Source organism: Streptomyces sp. NPDC001393 (assembly GCF_053597455.1).
The window spans coordinates 43,037-58,765 of record NZ_JBSFIH010000036.1; the positions used below are offsets into that span (position 1 = coordinate 43,037).

General features: G+C 71.7%; 9 protein-coding genes. 1 reads left to right on the forward strand and 8 read right to left on the reverse strand.

The genetic code is table 11. The annotated features are described in order from the left end of the window. Positions 1 to 748: 748 nt before the first annotated feature. A complete protein-coding gene (locus ACWC2T_RS30835) occupies positions 749 to 2,872 on the reverse strand; it encodes a DNA gyrase/topoisomerase IV subunit B (RefSeq protein WP_450673626.1) in 2,124 nt (707 codons plus the stop codon). Positions 2,873 to 3,312: 440 nt separating this feature from the next. Here ACWC2T_RS30835 and ACWC2T_RS30840 point away from each other — a divergent pair, with 440 nt between their 5' ends. Next, entirely contained in the window at positions 3,313 to 3,543 is a 231-nt protein-coding gene (locus tag ACWC2T_RS30840) for a DUF7455 domain-containing protein (RefSeq protein ID WP_030735014.1), read from the forward strand. Positions 3,544 to 3,644: 101 nt separating this feature from the next. On the opposite strand, the gene ACWC2T_RS30845 is transcribed toward ACWC2T_RS30840, so the two are convergent. The 7 genes from ACWC2T_RS30845 to ACWC2T_RS30875 form a co-directional block, all read right to left on the reverse strand. Continuing rightward, positions 3,645 to 4,505 (reverse strand): serine protease, encoded by an 861-nt coding sequence (locus ACWC2T_RS30845; RefSeq protein ID WP_450673627.1) that lies wholly within the window; start codon positions 4,503 to 4,505, stop codon positions 3,645 to 3,647. Between the two features lie 122 nt (positions 4,506 to 4,627). After that, complete coding sequence (locus ACWC2T_RS30850; protein ID WP_450673628.1) at positions 4,628 to 6,169, reverse strand: RNA polymerase sigma factor; 1,542 nt, start codon at positions 6,167 to 6,169, stop codon at positions 4,628 to 4,630. A gap of 436 nt (positions 6,170 to 6,605) precedes the next feature. Continuing rightward, on the reverse strand, positions 6,606 to 7,493 hold the full coding sequence (locus ACWC2T_RS30855) for a FadR/GntR family transcriptional regulator (protein ID WP_450673629.1): 888 nt from the start codon (positions 7,491 to 7,493) through the stop codon (positions 6,606 to 6,608). 162 nt (positions 7,494 to 7,655) lie between these two features. After that, on the reverse strand, positions 7,656 to 10,217 hold the full coding sequence (locus ACWC2T_RS30860) for an ATP-binding cassette domain-containing protein (RefSeq protein ID WP_450673630.1): 2,562 nt from the start codon (positions 10,215 to 10,217) through the stop codon (positions 7,656 to 7,658). Positions 10,218 to 10,381: 164 nt separating this feature from the next. Then, on the reverse strand, positions 10,382 to 11,140 hold the full coding sequence (locus tag ACWC2T_RS30865) for an NUDIX hydrolase (protein WP_351208985.1): 759 nt from the start codon (positions 11,138 to 11,140) through the stop codon (positions 10,382 to 10,384). Positions 11,141 to 11,271: 131 nt separating this feature from the next. Further along, positions 11,272 to 13,185: a glycogen debranching N-terminal domain-containing protein gene (locus ACWC2T_RS30870; protein ID WP_450673652.1), complete on the reverse strand. Its 1,914-nt coding sequence runs from the start codon at positions 13,183 to 13,185 to the stop codon at positions 11,272 to 11,274. A gap of 863 nt (positions 13,186 to 14,048) precedes the next feature. Beyond that, a complete protein-coding gene (locus ACWC2T_RS30875) occupies positions 14,049 to 15,611 on the reverse strand; it encodes a DUF4192 family protein (RefSeq protein WP_450673631.1) in 1,563 nt (520 codons plus the stop codon). Positions 15,612 to 15,729 lie beyond the last annotated feature (118 nt).

Consider the following 15,729-nt stretch of genomic DNA (forward strand, 5'->3'; position numbering starts at 1 on the left):
GCCTCCGTGAGCGGGAAGGTGGTGCCGGGAGCGGGTGCTGCCGACACTACGAAACTACGGAAAAGCGCAGGTCGGGAGATCGGAGCCGAGGTGGATCACGGGTGGAAACCCGGGGCGGCTCGTCTCCACCCACGGGTGTAGATCCGGCGGGCGCGTCTGCCGGTCCGGCGTGGAGGTCGGTCGGGGCAGGTTTCCGGCCGACCGGCCATGAGCGGCACGGGCTCCTGGACGACGGCGCCGGTGACAGGGTGGGACCCGGTACCCGCCCGCCCGAGTCGCCGGAGCTGCGCGGCGCTCACGACGGCTCGGCCTGGAATGCGGGGCTGACGGAAGCGCCGGCGAACGCGCCCACGAGCCTCGCCCCACCGACGCCGGACCAGGGCGCTCATCGGCCCGGCCGTGTGCACCGCGGGCCGCGGTGCCGGCACCAGCCACCGTCGTCACAGCCGCAGGACGGGCTCGGCCTCCAGGCCGCCACCCACCGGCCGCCGCGTCCGACCGGTGAAGGAAGACCATCCGGCGGTCGGCGAAAGCCCATCCGGCCGTCGCCGAAGCTCGTCGGGACGACCTCGGCAAACCCGGGGAAGCAGGCACCACCCGGCCCGAGGTGCAGACCCACCGCCCCTCCGGCGGCCACCGATCCCCGTCGCCCGCCTCGGCCGCCGGCGTCAGCCCTCCTCGGGCACTCGGCCGACCGGTTGGTCGGCCCACCCCGGGCAAGCCCGTCGGCCGAGGCCCGGTGCAGCGGCTACGCGTCGATGCGCGACCGGTCCAGCGTCGCCGCCGAGCTGGAGATGAACTCCTTGCGCGGCGCCACGTCGTTGCCCATCAGCAGGTCGAAGACCTGCTCGGCGGCCTCCAGGTCGGACAGGTTGATGCGGCGCAGTGTGCGGTGACGGGGGTCCATCGTGGTCTCGGCCAGCTGGTCGGCGTCCATCTCACCCAGGCCCTTGTAGCGCTGGATGGAGTCCTTGTACCGGATGCCCTTGCTCTGGAACTCCATGAGCTTGTCCCGCAGTTCGCGGTCGGAGTACGTGTAGACGTACTTGTCCTGGCCCTTCTTCGGCTGGACGACCTCGATGCGGTGCAGCGGCGGCACCGCGGCGAAGACCCGGCCGGCCTCGACCATCGGCCGCATGTAGCGCTGGAACAGCGTGAGCAGCAGGCAGCGGATGTGGGAGCCGTCCACATCGGCGTCGGTCATCATGATGATCTTGCCGTAGCGGGCCTGGTCGATGTCGAAGGTGCGGCCCGAGCCCGCTCCTATGACCTGGATGATCGCGCCGCACTCGGCGTTCTTGAGCATGTCGGTCACCGACGACCGCTGCACGTTCAGGATCTTGCCACGGATCGGCAGCAGGGCCTGGAACTCGGAGTTCCGCGCCAGCTTGGCCGTACCGAGCGCGGAGTCGCCCTCGACGATGAACAGCTCGCTGCGGTCGACGTCGTCGCTGCGGCAGTCGGCGAGCTTCGCCGGCAGGGACGAGGACTCCAGGGCGGTCTTACGACGCTGGGCGTCCTTGTGCTGGCGGGCCGCGACGCGTGTGCGGGCGGCGGCCACCACCTTCTCCATGACGACCCGGGCCTGCGCCGCGGCGTCCCGCTTCGTGCTGGTCAGGAACGCCTTCAGCTCCTTGGTGACCACGTTGTTCACGATGCGGCGGGCCGCCGAGGTGCCCAGGACCTCCTTGGTCTGGCCCTCGAACTGCGGCTCGGCCAGGCGCACGGTCACGACGGCGGTGAGGCCCTCGAGGGCGTCGTCCTTGACGATGTTGTCCTCGGCCACCCGCAGCAGCTTCTTGGCGCGCAGCACGTCGTTGAACACGCCCGTCACGGCCTGCTCGAAGCCGGAGACATGGGTGCCGCCCTTGGGGGTGGCGATGATGTTGACGAAGGACCGGACAGTCGTGTCGTAGCCCGTGCCCCAGCGCAACGCCACGTCCACGCCCAGCTCACGCGTGACCTCGGTCGGCGTCATCTGGCCGTGCTCGTCCAGGACCGGGACCGTCTCCTTGAAGGTGCCCTTACCCGAGAAACGGAGGACGTCGCAGACCGGCTTGTCGCCCGCAAGGTACTCGCAGAACTCACTGATGCCGCCGTCGAAGCGGAAGGACTCCTCGCCCTTGCTGCCGCCCTCGCCCAGGCCGAACTCGTCGCGGACGACGATCGTCAGGCCCGGCACCAGGAATGCGGTCTGCCGGGCGCGCTGGTGCAGCGTCTCCAGGGAGAGCTTCGCGTCCTTGAGGAAGATCTGGCGGTCCGCCCAGTAGCGCACGCGCGTGCCGGTCCGGGTCTTGGGGATCTTCCTGGCCTTGCGCAGGCCGCTCTTGGGCTCGAACTTCGCGTCGGCGCCGTCGCCCGCGAAGGCGCCCGGCACGCCGCGCCGGAAGCTGATGGCGTGCGTGTGGCCGCCGCGGTCCACCTCGACGTCGAGACGGGCGGAGAGGGCGTTGACCACGGAGGCGCCGACACCGTGCAGACCGCCGGAGGCGGCGTACGAGCCGCCACCGAACTTGCCGCCCGCGTGCAGCTTGGTCATGACGACCTCGACGCCGGACAGGCCGGTCTTGGGCTCCACGTCCACGGGGATGCCGCGGCCGTTGTCGCGCACCTCCACGGATCCGTCGTCCTGGAGGATCACCTCGATGTGGTCGCAGTAGCCGCCGAGGGCCTCGTCCACGGAGTTGTCGATGATCTCCCACAGGCAGTGCATCAGACCGCGGCTGTCGGTCGAGCCGATGTACATGCCCGGGCGCTTGCGCACGGCCTCGAGGCCCTCGAGGACGAGCAGGTGCCGCGCGGTGTAGTTGGAACCGTCCCGGTCTGCTCCTGCCAGCAGCGCTGTGGACGGCACGGACGTATCGGCGGTCACGCGGTTCGCTCCTCGCTGAATTTCAGTTGACCCCCTACTGGGTAAGGGGGCGGCTTCGGTCGCCGCTCAGAGGGTACCGAGGCCTGGTAGAGCCGGTGTAACGCCACCCTCGTCGGGAACTCAGACTAGTCCAGGCTCGCATGCATGTTCGATCCCTCGATGGAGTGAAGTACATATCACGTTCCCTTGGAGGCATGAACCATTTAGGCTCCGGGCACGTCCTCCTGAACAACAGGCAACCCGGCCTGGAGGACCGAAACACAACACTGCGCGAAACCGTAAGCACCACAAGAGACGCACTACGGCACATTCGCCGCCAACCGGCAGCAGACAGCCGCCCCGGAAGATTTCTTCGAGGAAAAGCCACGAGCGGGAACGTTTTCGGGCTGGTTGGATGTTGACCCTGGTACGACAGCTCGTCGAGCTAGAGAAGAGGCGACGTGACTACTGTTCTGACCCCCGCGAGCCCGTTGACGGCCGCCGATCGCTGCGACCGCTGCGGCGCCCAGGCATACCTGCGCGTCGTCCTGCTCAGCGGCGGAGAGCTGCTCTTCTGCGCCCACCACGGTCGCAAGTTCGAGCCGGAACTCAAGAAGATCGCCGCTGAGATACAGGACGAGACGGAGCGGCTGACGTCCGTTCCGAACACCGCTTCCGAAGAAGAGCGCTGAATCTCGCACACACGACGAGCCAGCGCCGGCACAGGCCGGTGAACGGGCGGCCGCTCCTCTTTGAGGAGCGGCCGCCCGTGCTCATGCCCCGCGTGGGCGCCTCAGGAGCGCCCGTGGGGGCTCTTCTGGCTCCCCGAGGCCGCCCCCAGGGCGCGTACGACGTCGGAGACGCGTGTGTACACGCCAGGACTGCCTGGCCTGCCGCAGCCGCTCCCCCATGACACGAGCCCGATCAGCCGCCCTTGCGCCACCAGCGGACCACCGCTGTCTCCCTGGCAGGCGTCCCGGCCGCCGGCGGTCTCCCCCGCGCACAGCATGCTCCGGGCCCGGAAGGCGCCGTCGGAGCCGCCCTTGTAGGCGCGGGCGCATACGTCGTCCGGCAGCACGCGCACGTGTGCGGCGAACAGCCTGTGTGCATAGGCGCCCCCGCCGGTCGTGTCACCCCATCCGGAGACCAGGGCCTGCGTCCCCGGCCTGTAGGCCGGATCGCCCGGGCCCGCCATGCCGATGACCGCGCTCTGCGGCACCGGCTTGGCGAGGGTGAGTACGGCGAAGTCGCCGGCGTTGGTCACACTGTCGTACCCGGGATTGATCCGGGCGTCGCGTACGGCGATCTCCTGGCCCTCGCCGGACAGCAGGTCGGTACGGCCCGCGATGACGCGGAAGTCCCGCACCCGGTTCGGGGGTCCTCCAAGGACGTCCTCGGCCAGGCAGTGGGCCGCGGTGAGCACCTCCGTCGGCGCGATCGCCACGCCGCCGCAGAACTGGCCGGCTCGCGTACCTCCGAACCGGTCACGGCTGGACAGCGCGACCGTCCACGGGGCCTGGGAGACGTCTATCGGGAAGCCCCCGACCACCACGCCGTCGGCGGCCGCGGGAGCCGCGTTCACCAGGGGTATGGCCACGACGGCGGCGGCCAGCGCCAGGGGCCTGACCAGTGCTCGCGCAAGGGAACGGCGCATGCGGACTCCTCACTCTCGGGTGCTGCCGGGACACCCAGAGTGATCCACAGTGCGGTTGCGCGCAGCACGAAGGCCCGGCTCCCACGTCAGGAGCCGGGCCTTCGTCGTCGTACGACCGCGACCTAGTCGAGGTAGTCGCGCAGCACCTGGGAACGCGACGGGTGACGCAGCTTCGACATGGTCTTGGACTCGATCTGGCGGATGCGCTCACGCGTCACGCCGTACACCTTGCCGATCTCGTCGAGGGTCTTCGGCTGACCGTCGGTGAGACCGAAACGCATGGAGACGACGCCGGCCTCGCGCTCGGACAGGGTGTCCAGGACGGAGTGCAGCTGCTCCTGCAGGAGCGTGAAGCTGACGGCGTCGGCGGGGACGACGGCCTCGGAGTCCTCGATGAGGTCACCGAACTCGCTGTCGCCGTCCTCACCCAGCGGGGTGTGCAGCGAGATGGGCTCGCGGCCGTACTTCTGGACCTCGATGACCTTCTCCGGGGTCATGTCGAGTTCCTTGGCCAGCTCCTCCGGGGTGGGCTCACGGCCCAGGTCCTGGAGCATCTGGCGCTGCACGCGCGCGAGCTTGTTGATGACCTCGACCATGTGCACCGGGATACGGATAGTGCGGGCCTGGTCGGCCATGGCGCGGGTGATGGCCTGCCGGATCCACCAGGTGGCGTACGTGGAGAACTTGTAGCCCTTGGTGTAGTCGAACTTCTCCACCGCGCGGATCAGACCGAGGTTGCCCTCCTGGATGAGGTCCAGGAACAGCATGCCGCGGCCCGTGTAGCGCTTGGCCAGGGAGACCACCAGTCGGAGGTTGGCCTCCAGGAGGTGGTTCTTGGCACGGCGGCCGTCCTCGGCGATGATCTCCAGCTCGCGCTTCAGCTTCGGCGCCAGCTTGTCGGCGTTGGACAGCTTGTCCTCGGCGAACAGACCCGCCTCGATGCGCTTGGCCAGCTCGACCTCCTGCTCGGCGTTGAGCAGGGGGACCTTGCCGATCTGCTTCAGGTAGTCCTTGACCGGGTCGGCGGTGGCACCGGCCGCGGCTACCTGCTGCGCGGGCGCGTCGTCCTCGTCCTCGTCGGACAGGACGAAGCCCGCGCTCTCGGCGCCTTCGGGCTCGTCGGCGACCTTGGTGTCCTCGAGAACCTCGTCCTCGAGAAGCTCGGCGTCGTCCTTCTTGGCCGTGGTCTTCTTGGCAGCCGTCTTCTTGGCGACGGTCTTCTTGGCTGCCGCCTTCTTGGCGGTCGTCTTCTTGGCCGCGGCCTTCTTGGCGGGTGCGGCTTCCTCGGCGGAATCGGCTGCGGCCGGAGCGACGGGCATCGCGGGAGCGGCCGTGGTGGCGGTTGCCTTCCGCGTCGTCACCGCCTTCGCCGCGACCGTCTTGGTGGCGGTGCGCTTGGCCGGAGTCTTCGCTGCGACGCTCTTGCGGGTGCGCTTGGGCTCTGCGGCACTGACCATCAGCGTCACACCCTCTTCCTCAAGAATCTGGTTGAGGCTGCGCAGTACGTTCTTCCACTGAGTGGCCGGAATCTGGTCAGCTTCGAAGGCCCGACGCACATCGTCGCCGGCGATCTGCCCCTCAGCCTTTCCCCGCTCAATGAGCGCCATGACAGAGACGGACTCGGCGATCTCCGGCGGGAGCGTACGGGATGTGCTGGCCGACACGAACAACCTCTCGGAACGTTGGAAAACGGCTTCCGGCACCGTCCACTGCGGACAGGAGCCGACCACCGGCCTGGGGATGGGCCGACGGCGCGGGCGGGGGCCGGGAAGATGCACAGCGCCGGTGATGGCGTCCGTATTCCCTCCGCGGCTGTCGCCTCTTAGGTCATCGCGCTGTTTCCACGAGCGTTACGCCCAATCTGCGTGGCCCGAGTCACACCCCGTAAGCGATCAAAAGCGGTCGGGCGCGGGCAAAGCAGTTCACGTTGCCATCCAGTCCAGTCATGCGCACGCCCCTGGCGGCTCGTCCCGCCGCTGGACTCCGCCGGACCGCAAGGGTCCGGCGGAGTCCAGCGGCGCCCGGCAACGAGCCCGGTGCCGCCACGATCACCACGAGGATGCCGCACACCGGCGACCGCGCCGCCCTGTCCGCGCGAGGTCAGTGCTCGCGCGGGGCGGGCACCACGCGCTCGACCTCGGGGTGGACCGTGAGCAGTTGACGCATCGCCGTCTCGGCGGCGGCGCCGTCGCCGGTGCCGAGGGCGTCGACGATCCGCGCGTGTTGCGCGAGCGACGCCTCGTTCGGCCGGTCACAACCCGTGACCGGACCACCCGAGACCTGGAGGGCCGCCGAGACGATCCCCGAGAGGTGCTCCAGCATGCGGTTGCCGGCGATCTGGATGAGCAGCGCGTGGAACTCGTTGTCGGCCCGCGAGTACGTCAGCGCGTCGCCCTGTCCCATGGCGTGACTCATGATCTCGACCATGTCGCAGAGGCGCTGCTGCACCTCCTCCCGCCCGTGGCCGGCGGCGAGGCGGGCCGCGAGCGGCTCGATCGTCCAGCGCAGCTCGCTCAGCTCGCGGCGCTGGTCGTCGCGCTGGGGCCCGAAGGCCCGCCACTCGATGATGTCCGGATCGAGCAGGTTCCAGTCGCTGACGGGACGCACGCGCGTGCCGACGTTCGGGCGGGCGCTGACCAGGCCCTTGGCCTCGAGGACACGGAGGGACTCGCGGACGACGGTGCGGGAGACCTCGAAGCGCTGGCCGATCTCCTCGGGCACCAGCGGACGGTCCGCGCCCAGGTCGCCGGAGACGATCATCTGTCCCAGCTGCTGTACGAGTTGGCCGTGCAGTCCGCGTCCGCGGCTGCCCGCGGCACGCCGGCCGACGCGGCCCAGCTCGGGGTCCGCGCCCTCCCAGGAGGGCGCTCCGACGCGATCGGCCACCTGGGGCTCTGCGTAGGGGTAGCGGTCGAGTTCGCCCGGGCCGGCCAGACCGGAGTCGGTGGAGCGGGCGGCGGTCATCATGGTGTGCGCAAGGGTACTCACGGATCCTTTGTCGGCGCCGCCTCCAACTCCCTTGAGGTCTTTGGTGAAAAGCACACGAAAGGGTGATCGCTCACCCCGTCGCAATTGACGCCTTATCGGAAAGAAATGGGCTTTCCCCGGGGAGTTGTGCACACGGCGGGATCGGAAGTGGACGCAGGCTCGTCATCGGAACCGGGCCCGCAGTGTCGTGAACACGTACGCGCACAACAGTGCCGACAGCGACAACGCCAGTGCACTGCCCACGGGTTGGGCGAGCACCCGCGCCAGCCCGAGCAGATAGCGCTCACCACCGAAGGGCCATTGCAGCAGGTAGACCTCTTGCATCCGCACCGGGAACCCGGCAGCCATGCGCAGGGCGGGCCCCTGCAGCACCTTGTGCACGAGGGGCACGACGACAACGGGTACGGCAAGTACGGCGGCCAGCCCGCCCGCGGTGGACCGGAACACGCCGGCCGCCAGCACACCGGCCCAGGCGCAGCCGACGAGCAGCCCGAACCAACTGGCGCCCAGCGACAGCCAGTCCGCGGGAACTCTCGTCAGCTCCGGTCCGTAGACGATGTAGAGCGCTTCGGCGTCGCAGCCCACGGTGAGAAAGGCCAGCATGGCCGCGGTGGCTCCGGAGACGAGCAGTTTCGCGGTGAGCAGCCCCAGCCGACGGGGCACGGTGCCACGGTCCGCGGCGAGGGCGGGGTGGCGGAACTCGTCTCCGAAGGCCAGCGCGCCGAGCAGGCCCGCCGCGAGCGCCGAGGGCGGCAGCGGGAGTTCCCGCGGCCAGGCGGCGAACAGCCGCGCCTGCGGGGTGTGCCCGATCCTGGCCAGCAGTACGGCGGTGAACGCGGACACCACCAGGACGGCGCCGCAGGTGAGGAAGCCGACGCCGACGCCGGCGGCGCGCCGGATCTCGTAGCGAAGAGGGCGGAGGGGGCTGGGGGCGGGACGGACGGAGATGGGGGGCGGGAGGGGCGAGAGGAGATCGAAAGACCGTACACCGTCGGTGCGGCCGGCAGGAGCGGGCTGCGGCCGGCCGGAGCCGGGCTTCCTGGCGCCGGGGAGGGTGCGCAGGACGGAGACGGCCGCTGCCCCGGTGCTCGCCAAGCCTCTCCGCGGTTCCCCGGCAGCCGGGGCCGCATCGCTGCCGGCGTCCGTGGTGGCCTGCGCGTCGGCGGTCCGGCCGGCGTCGGCTTCCGTGAGCACCTCGGCGGGCGCCGCTTCGGCGCCTCCGTCGGGTGCCTCCTCACCGGCGGGCCCGACATCACCGTGTGCCGTACCGCAGGCTTTCGGGACGGCGTCTTCCGGCGGCACGTCCTCGGCCGGTGGGTGCTGGATGAGCTCGGTCAGCTCCGTTCCGGGTCGAGCGTCGGGCTTCTCCTCGTGCGACGGCTCCTCGCCGCTCGGGACCTGTGCCCGCTCGCCCGCCGACGATTCCTCGACCGAGGTGACGCCGGGCACGCCCCGCTGCGGCGCCGGGGTGTCCGCCGGGGCGTTCTCCCGCTCCCCCACCGAGAAGCCGAACGGCACGGCGCCCCGCTCCCTCCCCGAGAAAACCGACGCCGTGGCGCCCGGCTCCCCCGACGAAAGGCCGACCGCCACGGGGGCCTGCTCCGACACTGACGCGTCCAACGCCGGCGCGCCGGACCCAGCCGCAGACGAACCGGGCGCCGGGACGCCGGACGCGGACACGGCCAGTCCGACCCCCGAGGGACACGGCTCCGCCGCCATCAGGTCACACACCGTCGCACTCGACTCGGGCTCCACGGGCGACGAAGCGGGCCCGGAGTCTTCTTCCAGCTCCGCCGGTGGCTCGATCACCGCTTCCTCGGACGAGATCCCGAGCCCGGTACCGGATCCCGGTCCCATGTCGCCCAGTTCGTCCGCGAGTTGGTGCACGAGGATGCCGTGGCGGAACGCCGTCTCGCCGACATCGGCGGTCGTGGAGCCGTACACCGAGAGGCGATTGCCTCCCTCCCGTACGACCTCGACGGACCGGCGCGCGGTGCGGGCCTCCTGGGCGAGCAGGGTCGCGAGGCGTGCTGCGTGCGGGCTGCGGACGGCGACCCGCGGACGCAGCCGGGTGCGGGCGAATTCCCCGGCCTCCTGGTCGGCCACGAGCCTGCCGCCGTCGAGGGTCACGACCCGGTCGGCCGTGCGCGCGGCCTCCTTGGAGTCGGCCGTGGTGAAGAGCACCGTGCCGCCTTGGCCGGCGTGGGCGCGCAGCGTGCCGTGCAGCCATTGCGCCTCACCGGCGGAGAGGCCGGCGGTGGGCTCGTCCAGGACGAGCGTGTGCGGATCGGCCAGCAGAGCGCAGGCCAGGCCGAGTCTGCGGTCCATCCCGCGCGAGAGAGTGCCGAGCCGTTCCTCCCGGAAGCTGACGAGGCCGACCACTTCGAGGACCTCGTCGGCCCGTCGTGCCGGAACTCCCGAGGCCGCGCACAACATGCGCAGATGTCCGCGGACCGAGCGGGCGGGATGCCCCGGCACATCGCCGAGGAGCACGCCGACCTCCCGCGAGGGATGAGGGATCCGGTGCAGGGGCCGCCCTTTGAAGTAGGTCATGCCGCGCCCCGGTTGAAGCTCGAGCATCAGTCTGAGCGTCGTCGTCTTGCCCGCGCCGACGCCCCCGTGGAGCACGGTGACATGTCCCGCGGGCGCTTCGAAGGAGACGTCGTCGACGGCGGGCGGGTGCGCCTTGCGGGGATTGCTGGTCAGTCCGAAGGCCTCGATCACTTGCAGCAAGATAGCGTGCGATATCCGGTTTTTCGGGTATCACGCGATCTAATACCACACGTACCGCCGATCGGCCCGGTTCGCCTACGCCGTTGGAGGGAACGGACACCCCGCCCGTGCGGTCGGTCCACCTGATCGCCCGGGCGGGGTGTCCGGTGCGCGCCTCAGACCTCGGGGCGCAGCATCGGCGGGTTGAGCAGGGTGGCCCCGCCCGCCCGGAAGAGCTGTGCCGGCCGACCGCCCTGGCGGGTCGTCGTGCCCCCGGTGGGCACGAGGAATCCCGGGGTTCCAGTGACCTTGCGGTGGAAGTTGCGCGGGTCGAGGGCCACCCCCCACACCGCCTCGTACACCCGGCGCAATTCGCCGACGGTGAACTCGCTCGGACAGAACGCGGTGGCCAGCGACGAATACTCGATCTTGGACCGGGCTCGTTCCACCCCGTCGGCGAGGATCTGGGCGTGATCGAAGGCAAGCGGTGCCACCGGCTCGCCGTCGCGGCCGTAACCGCCCTGCTGGAGCAGTTCCTCCACCGGCGCCCAGCGCGCGTTGCTGGCGTCGCCTCCCGCACGCGGGGCGGGCAGGTCGGGGGCGAGCGCCAGGTGCGCGACGCTCACCACACGCATGCGCGGGTCCCGCTTGGGGTCGCCGTAGGTGGCGAGCTGCTCGAGATGAGCCCCGTTGTCCTGGGCCGGGGCCGAGGGGTCGTGTGCACACAGCCCGGTCTCCTCGGCGAGCTCGCGCGCCGCCGCCTGGGAGAGGTCCTCGTCGGCCCGCACGAAGCCGCCGGGCAGCGCCCAGCGCCCTTGGAACGGCGGCTCGCCCCTGCGGACCGCCAGCGCACACAGGGCATGGCGGCGCACGGTCAGCACGACCAGGTCCACGGTGACGGCAAAGGGCGGAAAGGCTGACGGGTCGTAGGGCATGCCGCGATCATAGTCGTCTGCCTGACGATAAACACTCCCTTCCCCGGCCGCATCGACGGTGCTTCCGGTTCGTTCTGGTATGGGGGCGCAGGACCGGCTCCTGTTCTTCGCTTGCGTGGCGTCGTACGAGGTCACACTCCCAGTTGCAGGCCGTCCGCCGCTTCCTCGACCATGGCGAGCCCCAGCCGGCTGATGCGCACGGCGAACGGGGCGGCGGCGACACGCAGACCGGTCAGGCCGAGTTCACCGAGCGGCGCGCTGCGCACGGGGCGCAGGGTGACCGTTCGGGCAGGGGTGTCGGGACGGATGCCCGCGAGCGAGGTGAGCACCAAGATCACGGAAGCCGCCGCCGTGGCCGCCGGTCGGCACGCCGCGGGATGCGGGAGGGGGGCGCTCCCGGCGGAGCGCTGTTCACCGGCGAACATCTCCGGCAGCCGGTGGCCGAAGTGTTCCGCCGCTGCCAGCAGTCCTCTCAGCAGGCCGGCGGCTTCCTTCTCGTACCCGGCGGCGGCCAGTCCGGCGACGGCGAGTGCGCTGTCGTGGACCCGGACGGCTCCCGTGCGGTGGCCGAACGGGTTGTGTCCCGCCTCCTTGGCACCGAGACTCCGCAGTCCCCAGCCCGCGTCCATGGCGGGGTTGCCGAGCAGCCGGGCGAGGTGTTCGGTCTGTACGGAGTCGAGCAGGCCCGGGGCGAGTCGGCCGGAACCGAGCAAGCCGGTGTCGAGTAGGTGGATTGCGGCGGAGCCCAGGTGCGGCACGGGCCGGCCGTCCGGCGCCAGGGCCGCGGCCGGACGTCCGCCGCCGCGGTCCTCGACCCAGAAGTCGGTCCGGAATGCCGCCTGCAGGGCCTGGGCCCACTGGCGTAACTCCGTGGCGCCGGGCCGGTCGTAGGCGTCGAGGAGATCGGCGCCGAGCAGGGCTGCCCGATAGGCGTGGGCCTGTGTCTCGCAGCGGGCCGGTCCCCCGGGCTGGGGGTCGCGGAGGTAGGGGCCCTCGCCGACGGTCGTCCGCAGCCAGGTGAGGCAGCGCTCTGCCGCGGGCAGCAGCTCCCTCGTCTCCTGCTCGGGCAGCCCCCAGCGGCGGGCCTCGGCGAGCAGGACGGGGAAGAGCAGTGTGGCCTCCGTACCCGTGCAGCCGGGTGGCAGGAGCGGGCCGGCGTCGCGCCGTGGCCCGGGGATCAGGCCGGCTTGCACGCTCCGGTCCGGGAGTTGGGTGCGGGCCAGGGCACGCAGTGTGCCGACGGCGAGCCGGGTGCCGAGCGGCAGGGCCATGCGGGCGGCGGCCAGGGCCTCGGCCGGGGCCATTGTGCAGCGCCAGGGCGCGCCCGCCGCGAGATGGGTGTCGGAGGGGTGGACGGGGTCCCGCTGCAGCAGCGCCTGGAGATCGGCCACCGCCGAGTCGAGAAGCGGGGCCACGCGGGGGTCGTCGCCTGTCGCCCGGGCGGGGGCGAACGGGCTGGTCGTGGCCTGTCCCGCCGCCCGCAAGGGGCCCGCTCCGTCGAGCCGCACCCTCAGTTCCAGGGCTGCCGTACCGCCCGGCGGGAGTTCCAGGTCCCAGCGCAGCAGCCCGGCGGACGCGAGGGCGTCCGAGGGCGGCGGGTCGGCGATGACGGAGGCGGCGGCACCGGCCGTGACCCAGCGCAGGCCGGAGGCGTGGACGGTGGCCAGGAGTTCGGGGCCTGCCCTGCCGGAGGCGATGGTGCCGAGGTCGGCGAGGTCCGTGCCGAGGGCGACCTCGACAGGCAGCCTCAGCGGTCGCGCGGCGGCATTGCGGAGCGTGATCCGCTCGATTCCGTCGGCACGACGGGTCCGCTCGACCACGACGTCCGGATCGGGACCCGCGGTGGGGGACAGACGCAGTGTTCCCACGAATCGGGCGCTGTCGGCGCCGGTCATCCTGGCCAGCACGGCCAGCGGTTCGCGGCCGGCCACGCGCACCTGGCACCGCGAGAGCAGCCGCCTGCCGGCACGGTAGAACCCGTCCAGTCCCCGGCCGGCCAGTTGCCCGCCCTCGGAGATGGCGAGACCGGGCAGGGCGACACAGATCAAGGCGGTGTGGGTGGGTGGCAACTCGGGCGCCGGCCGACCGCCCTGCGGCGTGCGCACCGACGAGGCCACGGCGGGCCGGCGGCTGCTGCCTGGGACTGGCGCAGGCGTCTGCGGCCTGCCGTGGCCTGGAGGCGGGGCTGCCGGTGCCGGTGACGTGGCCCGCCCTGGGACGGGCGTCGGCGCTGATGACCTGGCCTGGCCTCGGACCGGGGGCGGCGCCGATGCCCGGCCGTGGCCCGCCGGGGAGTTCGCCCCGAGGTCCTTCGGCGATGGTGGGGCGCCGATGGACCGCCGCCCGATGATCCCGGCACCGTGCGGCGGCGACCACTCGGGCCTGTCCCAGGGCGTACGTGCGTCGTCGGCGGCGGGCTGAGTCGGCTGTTGGTGCATGGGGTGGCTTCCTCTGCGCTCCGGGCGCCTCGAACATGCTGGGCGACCCGTGGGACGCGCGGGCTGACAAGGGTCGTACGGCGGCAGGGCCCGTCCAGGCGTTCCGCCACTCAGGTGAACGGAAGGGGACTCGTCCGGGTCACGGCTCGCCTCGGGGAAGACGACCGAATGGCGACGCAGGAGCAGAGTGCCGCTCAGACCGGGCACGAGCCGCTTCCACCAACGGACTCGCGGCGGGCGCTCGTATGCGCAACGGGCAGTCGGGGACGGCCGACGGGCCCGGCCGGCCAGGCGGCCCAGGTGTGCACCATCGCCACGGCAGCCGAACCGGCTCGCGCGAGAGTCCTTCCGGAGCAGCCTCCGGGGGCTTGCGCCGCGTCCGGCAGACTCCGTCGATACACCAGGCGTCCTCACGGAGGAGACCCGCTCGACCCGGTCTCCGTACCCGCCCGTACTCCCCCGCACGACGATCACCCTTCCCCTCGGGGCTCGTGGTGGTCGTTCTTCGACAGGGCCGCGCCGGCCGAGGTACCGCCCGTTTTCGCCGCACGCGTGCGCGTGCCGCCGAGGCCGCGGCGGCCGGGGCGCGGGGGTTCGGCCGCCGACGGGCCCGGGCGGGATCCGGCCGGCTTCCGCCGACCGCCCGTGGCCCCGGCCGTGCGCGGGGCATCGCCGCCGTCGGCCGACGGCACACGGCGGCGTCGGCGCGTGCCCGTCCCGCGACCCGAATCGGCGCCCTGGTCGTCCGCTCGGGCGCTCACTCCGTGCTTCGCGTCGTCGGTTGGCGGGAGCTCGGCCCGAGCCGTTTGCTCCTCCGCATGTGGCTGTGAGCCGGTCTCCGCCGGCGCCTGCCTCGCGTGATCGGCACGGCCTGCGCGCAGGCAGCGGCGGATCGATTCCGGGTCGAGGCCTTCGTTGCAGGCCTGGTGCAGGAGCCGGGCGAACAGATAGTCGGGATCCGCGCCCAGTGCCATGGCCAGCGCCTCGCGGGCCTCCAGCTCGTCACCCGTCGACCAGGCGACCCAGCCGGCCAGGGTCAGCGGGGCCGCGGCGTGCTCGCCGTAGGGGCCGACGCAGCGGCGGGCCAGGGCGCGCCAGAGCCGGAGGGCCGGACCCGCCTCGTCGCCCTCCATCCACGCTGCCGCCCGGTCGCGGGTCGTGCGGTCCTGAAGTCCGAGGATCAGAGTCGCCGCCTCGTCGTGGCCGAGCAGACGGTCGTCGCGCAGGTCCGCCGGATGCGTGCCGGACACCGGTGCCGCGGCGGCGAAGCGGTGGATGATCCGCTCGGCGAGGTCCAGGGTCTCCTCCGCCACTTCCGCGCGGGACGCCTCGTCGAGAATGCGGGGCACCAGGGTCATACCGGCCGCGTCCAGGGCGATCTCCTGCTCCAGGGCGACGGTCGTCTCCCAGGGCTGGAGCCTGGCACGCAACTCCCTGAGCGTGCCGCGCACTTGGATGCCCGCGTAGGTGGCCGCGGCGGCCAGGACGGAGGTGCCGGGAAGCCCCATGGGCGAGCCGTCCTCGGGGCAGCAGCTCTCGATCGGGCAGCAGTACGACCAGAAACGACCGTCGGAGATGCACAGTGCCTCGATGACCGGCACGTCGAGCTCGCCGCACTGGGTGCGCAGCAGGTGGGCCAGCCGCTCGAGCCGTCGCTTGACGTCGCGGCCGCGCTCTCCCGGAGCCGGTTCCTGGCAGACGTAGGCCACCATCTGTTCGGGCCGGGCTCCCCGCCGTTCACTGCCGGTCACCAGTCCGTGGGCCAGCTGGTGCGCGGCCGCCTCCCAGTCCTCCTCGTTCGCCGGGATGCCGAGCCGGGCCCGGCCGCCGAACCTGCCCCCGCCTTCGCGGTCGTGCAGGGCCACCAGCACCATGCTGTCCTCCGGCCGGTAGCCGAGGAGGTAGGGCAGGGCGTCGGCCAGCTCGGCCGGGGTGCGCAGCGTGACCTGCGTGTCGTGCGGGCCGGTGAACGGCTCCAGTCCCGAGATGTCGCTGTTTTCGAACGGTCCGGTGGTTTCGCTGTGATTCGTCATGCGCAGACGATCTCGCGGATCTTGAGATTCCGGTTGAGCCTGTGGACAAGTCGGATCAGGAACACGACAAGACCGTCCCGGTTGTCCACAGGCCCAGGGCAGTGGACCGCCCGCTTGT

What these genes read in the sequence shown, in the direction of transcription:
- ACWC2T_RS30845 (WP_450673627.1), bottom strand. Translation starts at nt 4,505, where the DNA reads ATGCGCCGTTCCCTTGCGCGAGCACTGGTCAGGCCCCTGGCGCTGGCC.
- ACWC2T_RS30865 (WP_351208985.1), bottom strand. Translation starts at nt 11,140, where the DNA reads ATGCCCTACGACCCGTCAGCCTTTCCGCCCTTTGCCGTCACCGTGGAC.
- ACWC2T_RS30875 (WP_450673631.1), bottom strand. Translation starts at nt 15,611, where the DNA reads ATGACGAATCACAGCGAAACCACCGGACCGTTCGAAAACAGCGACATC.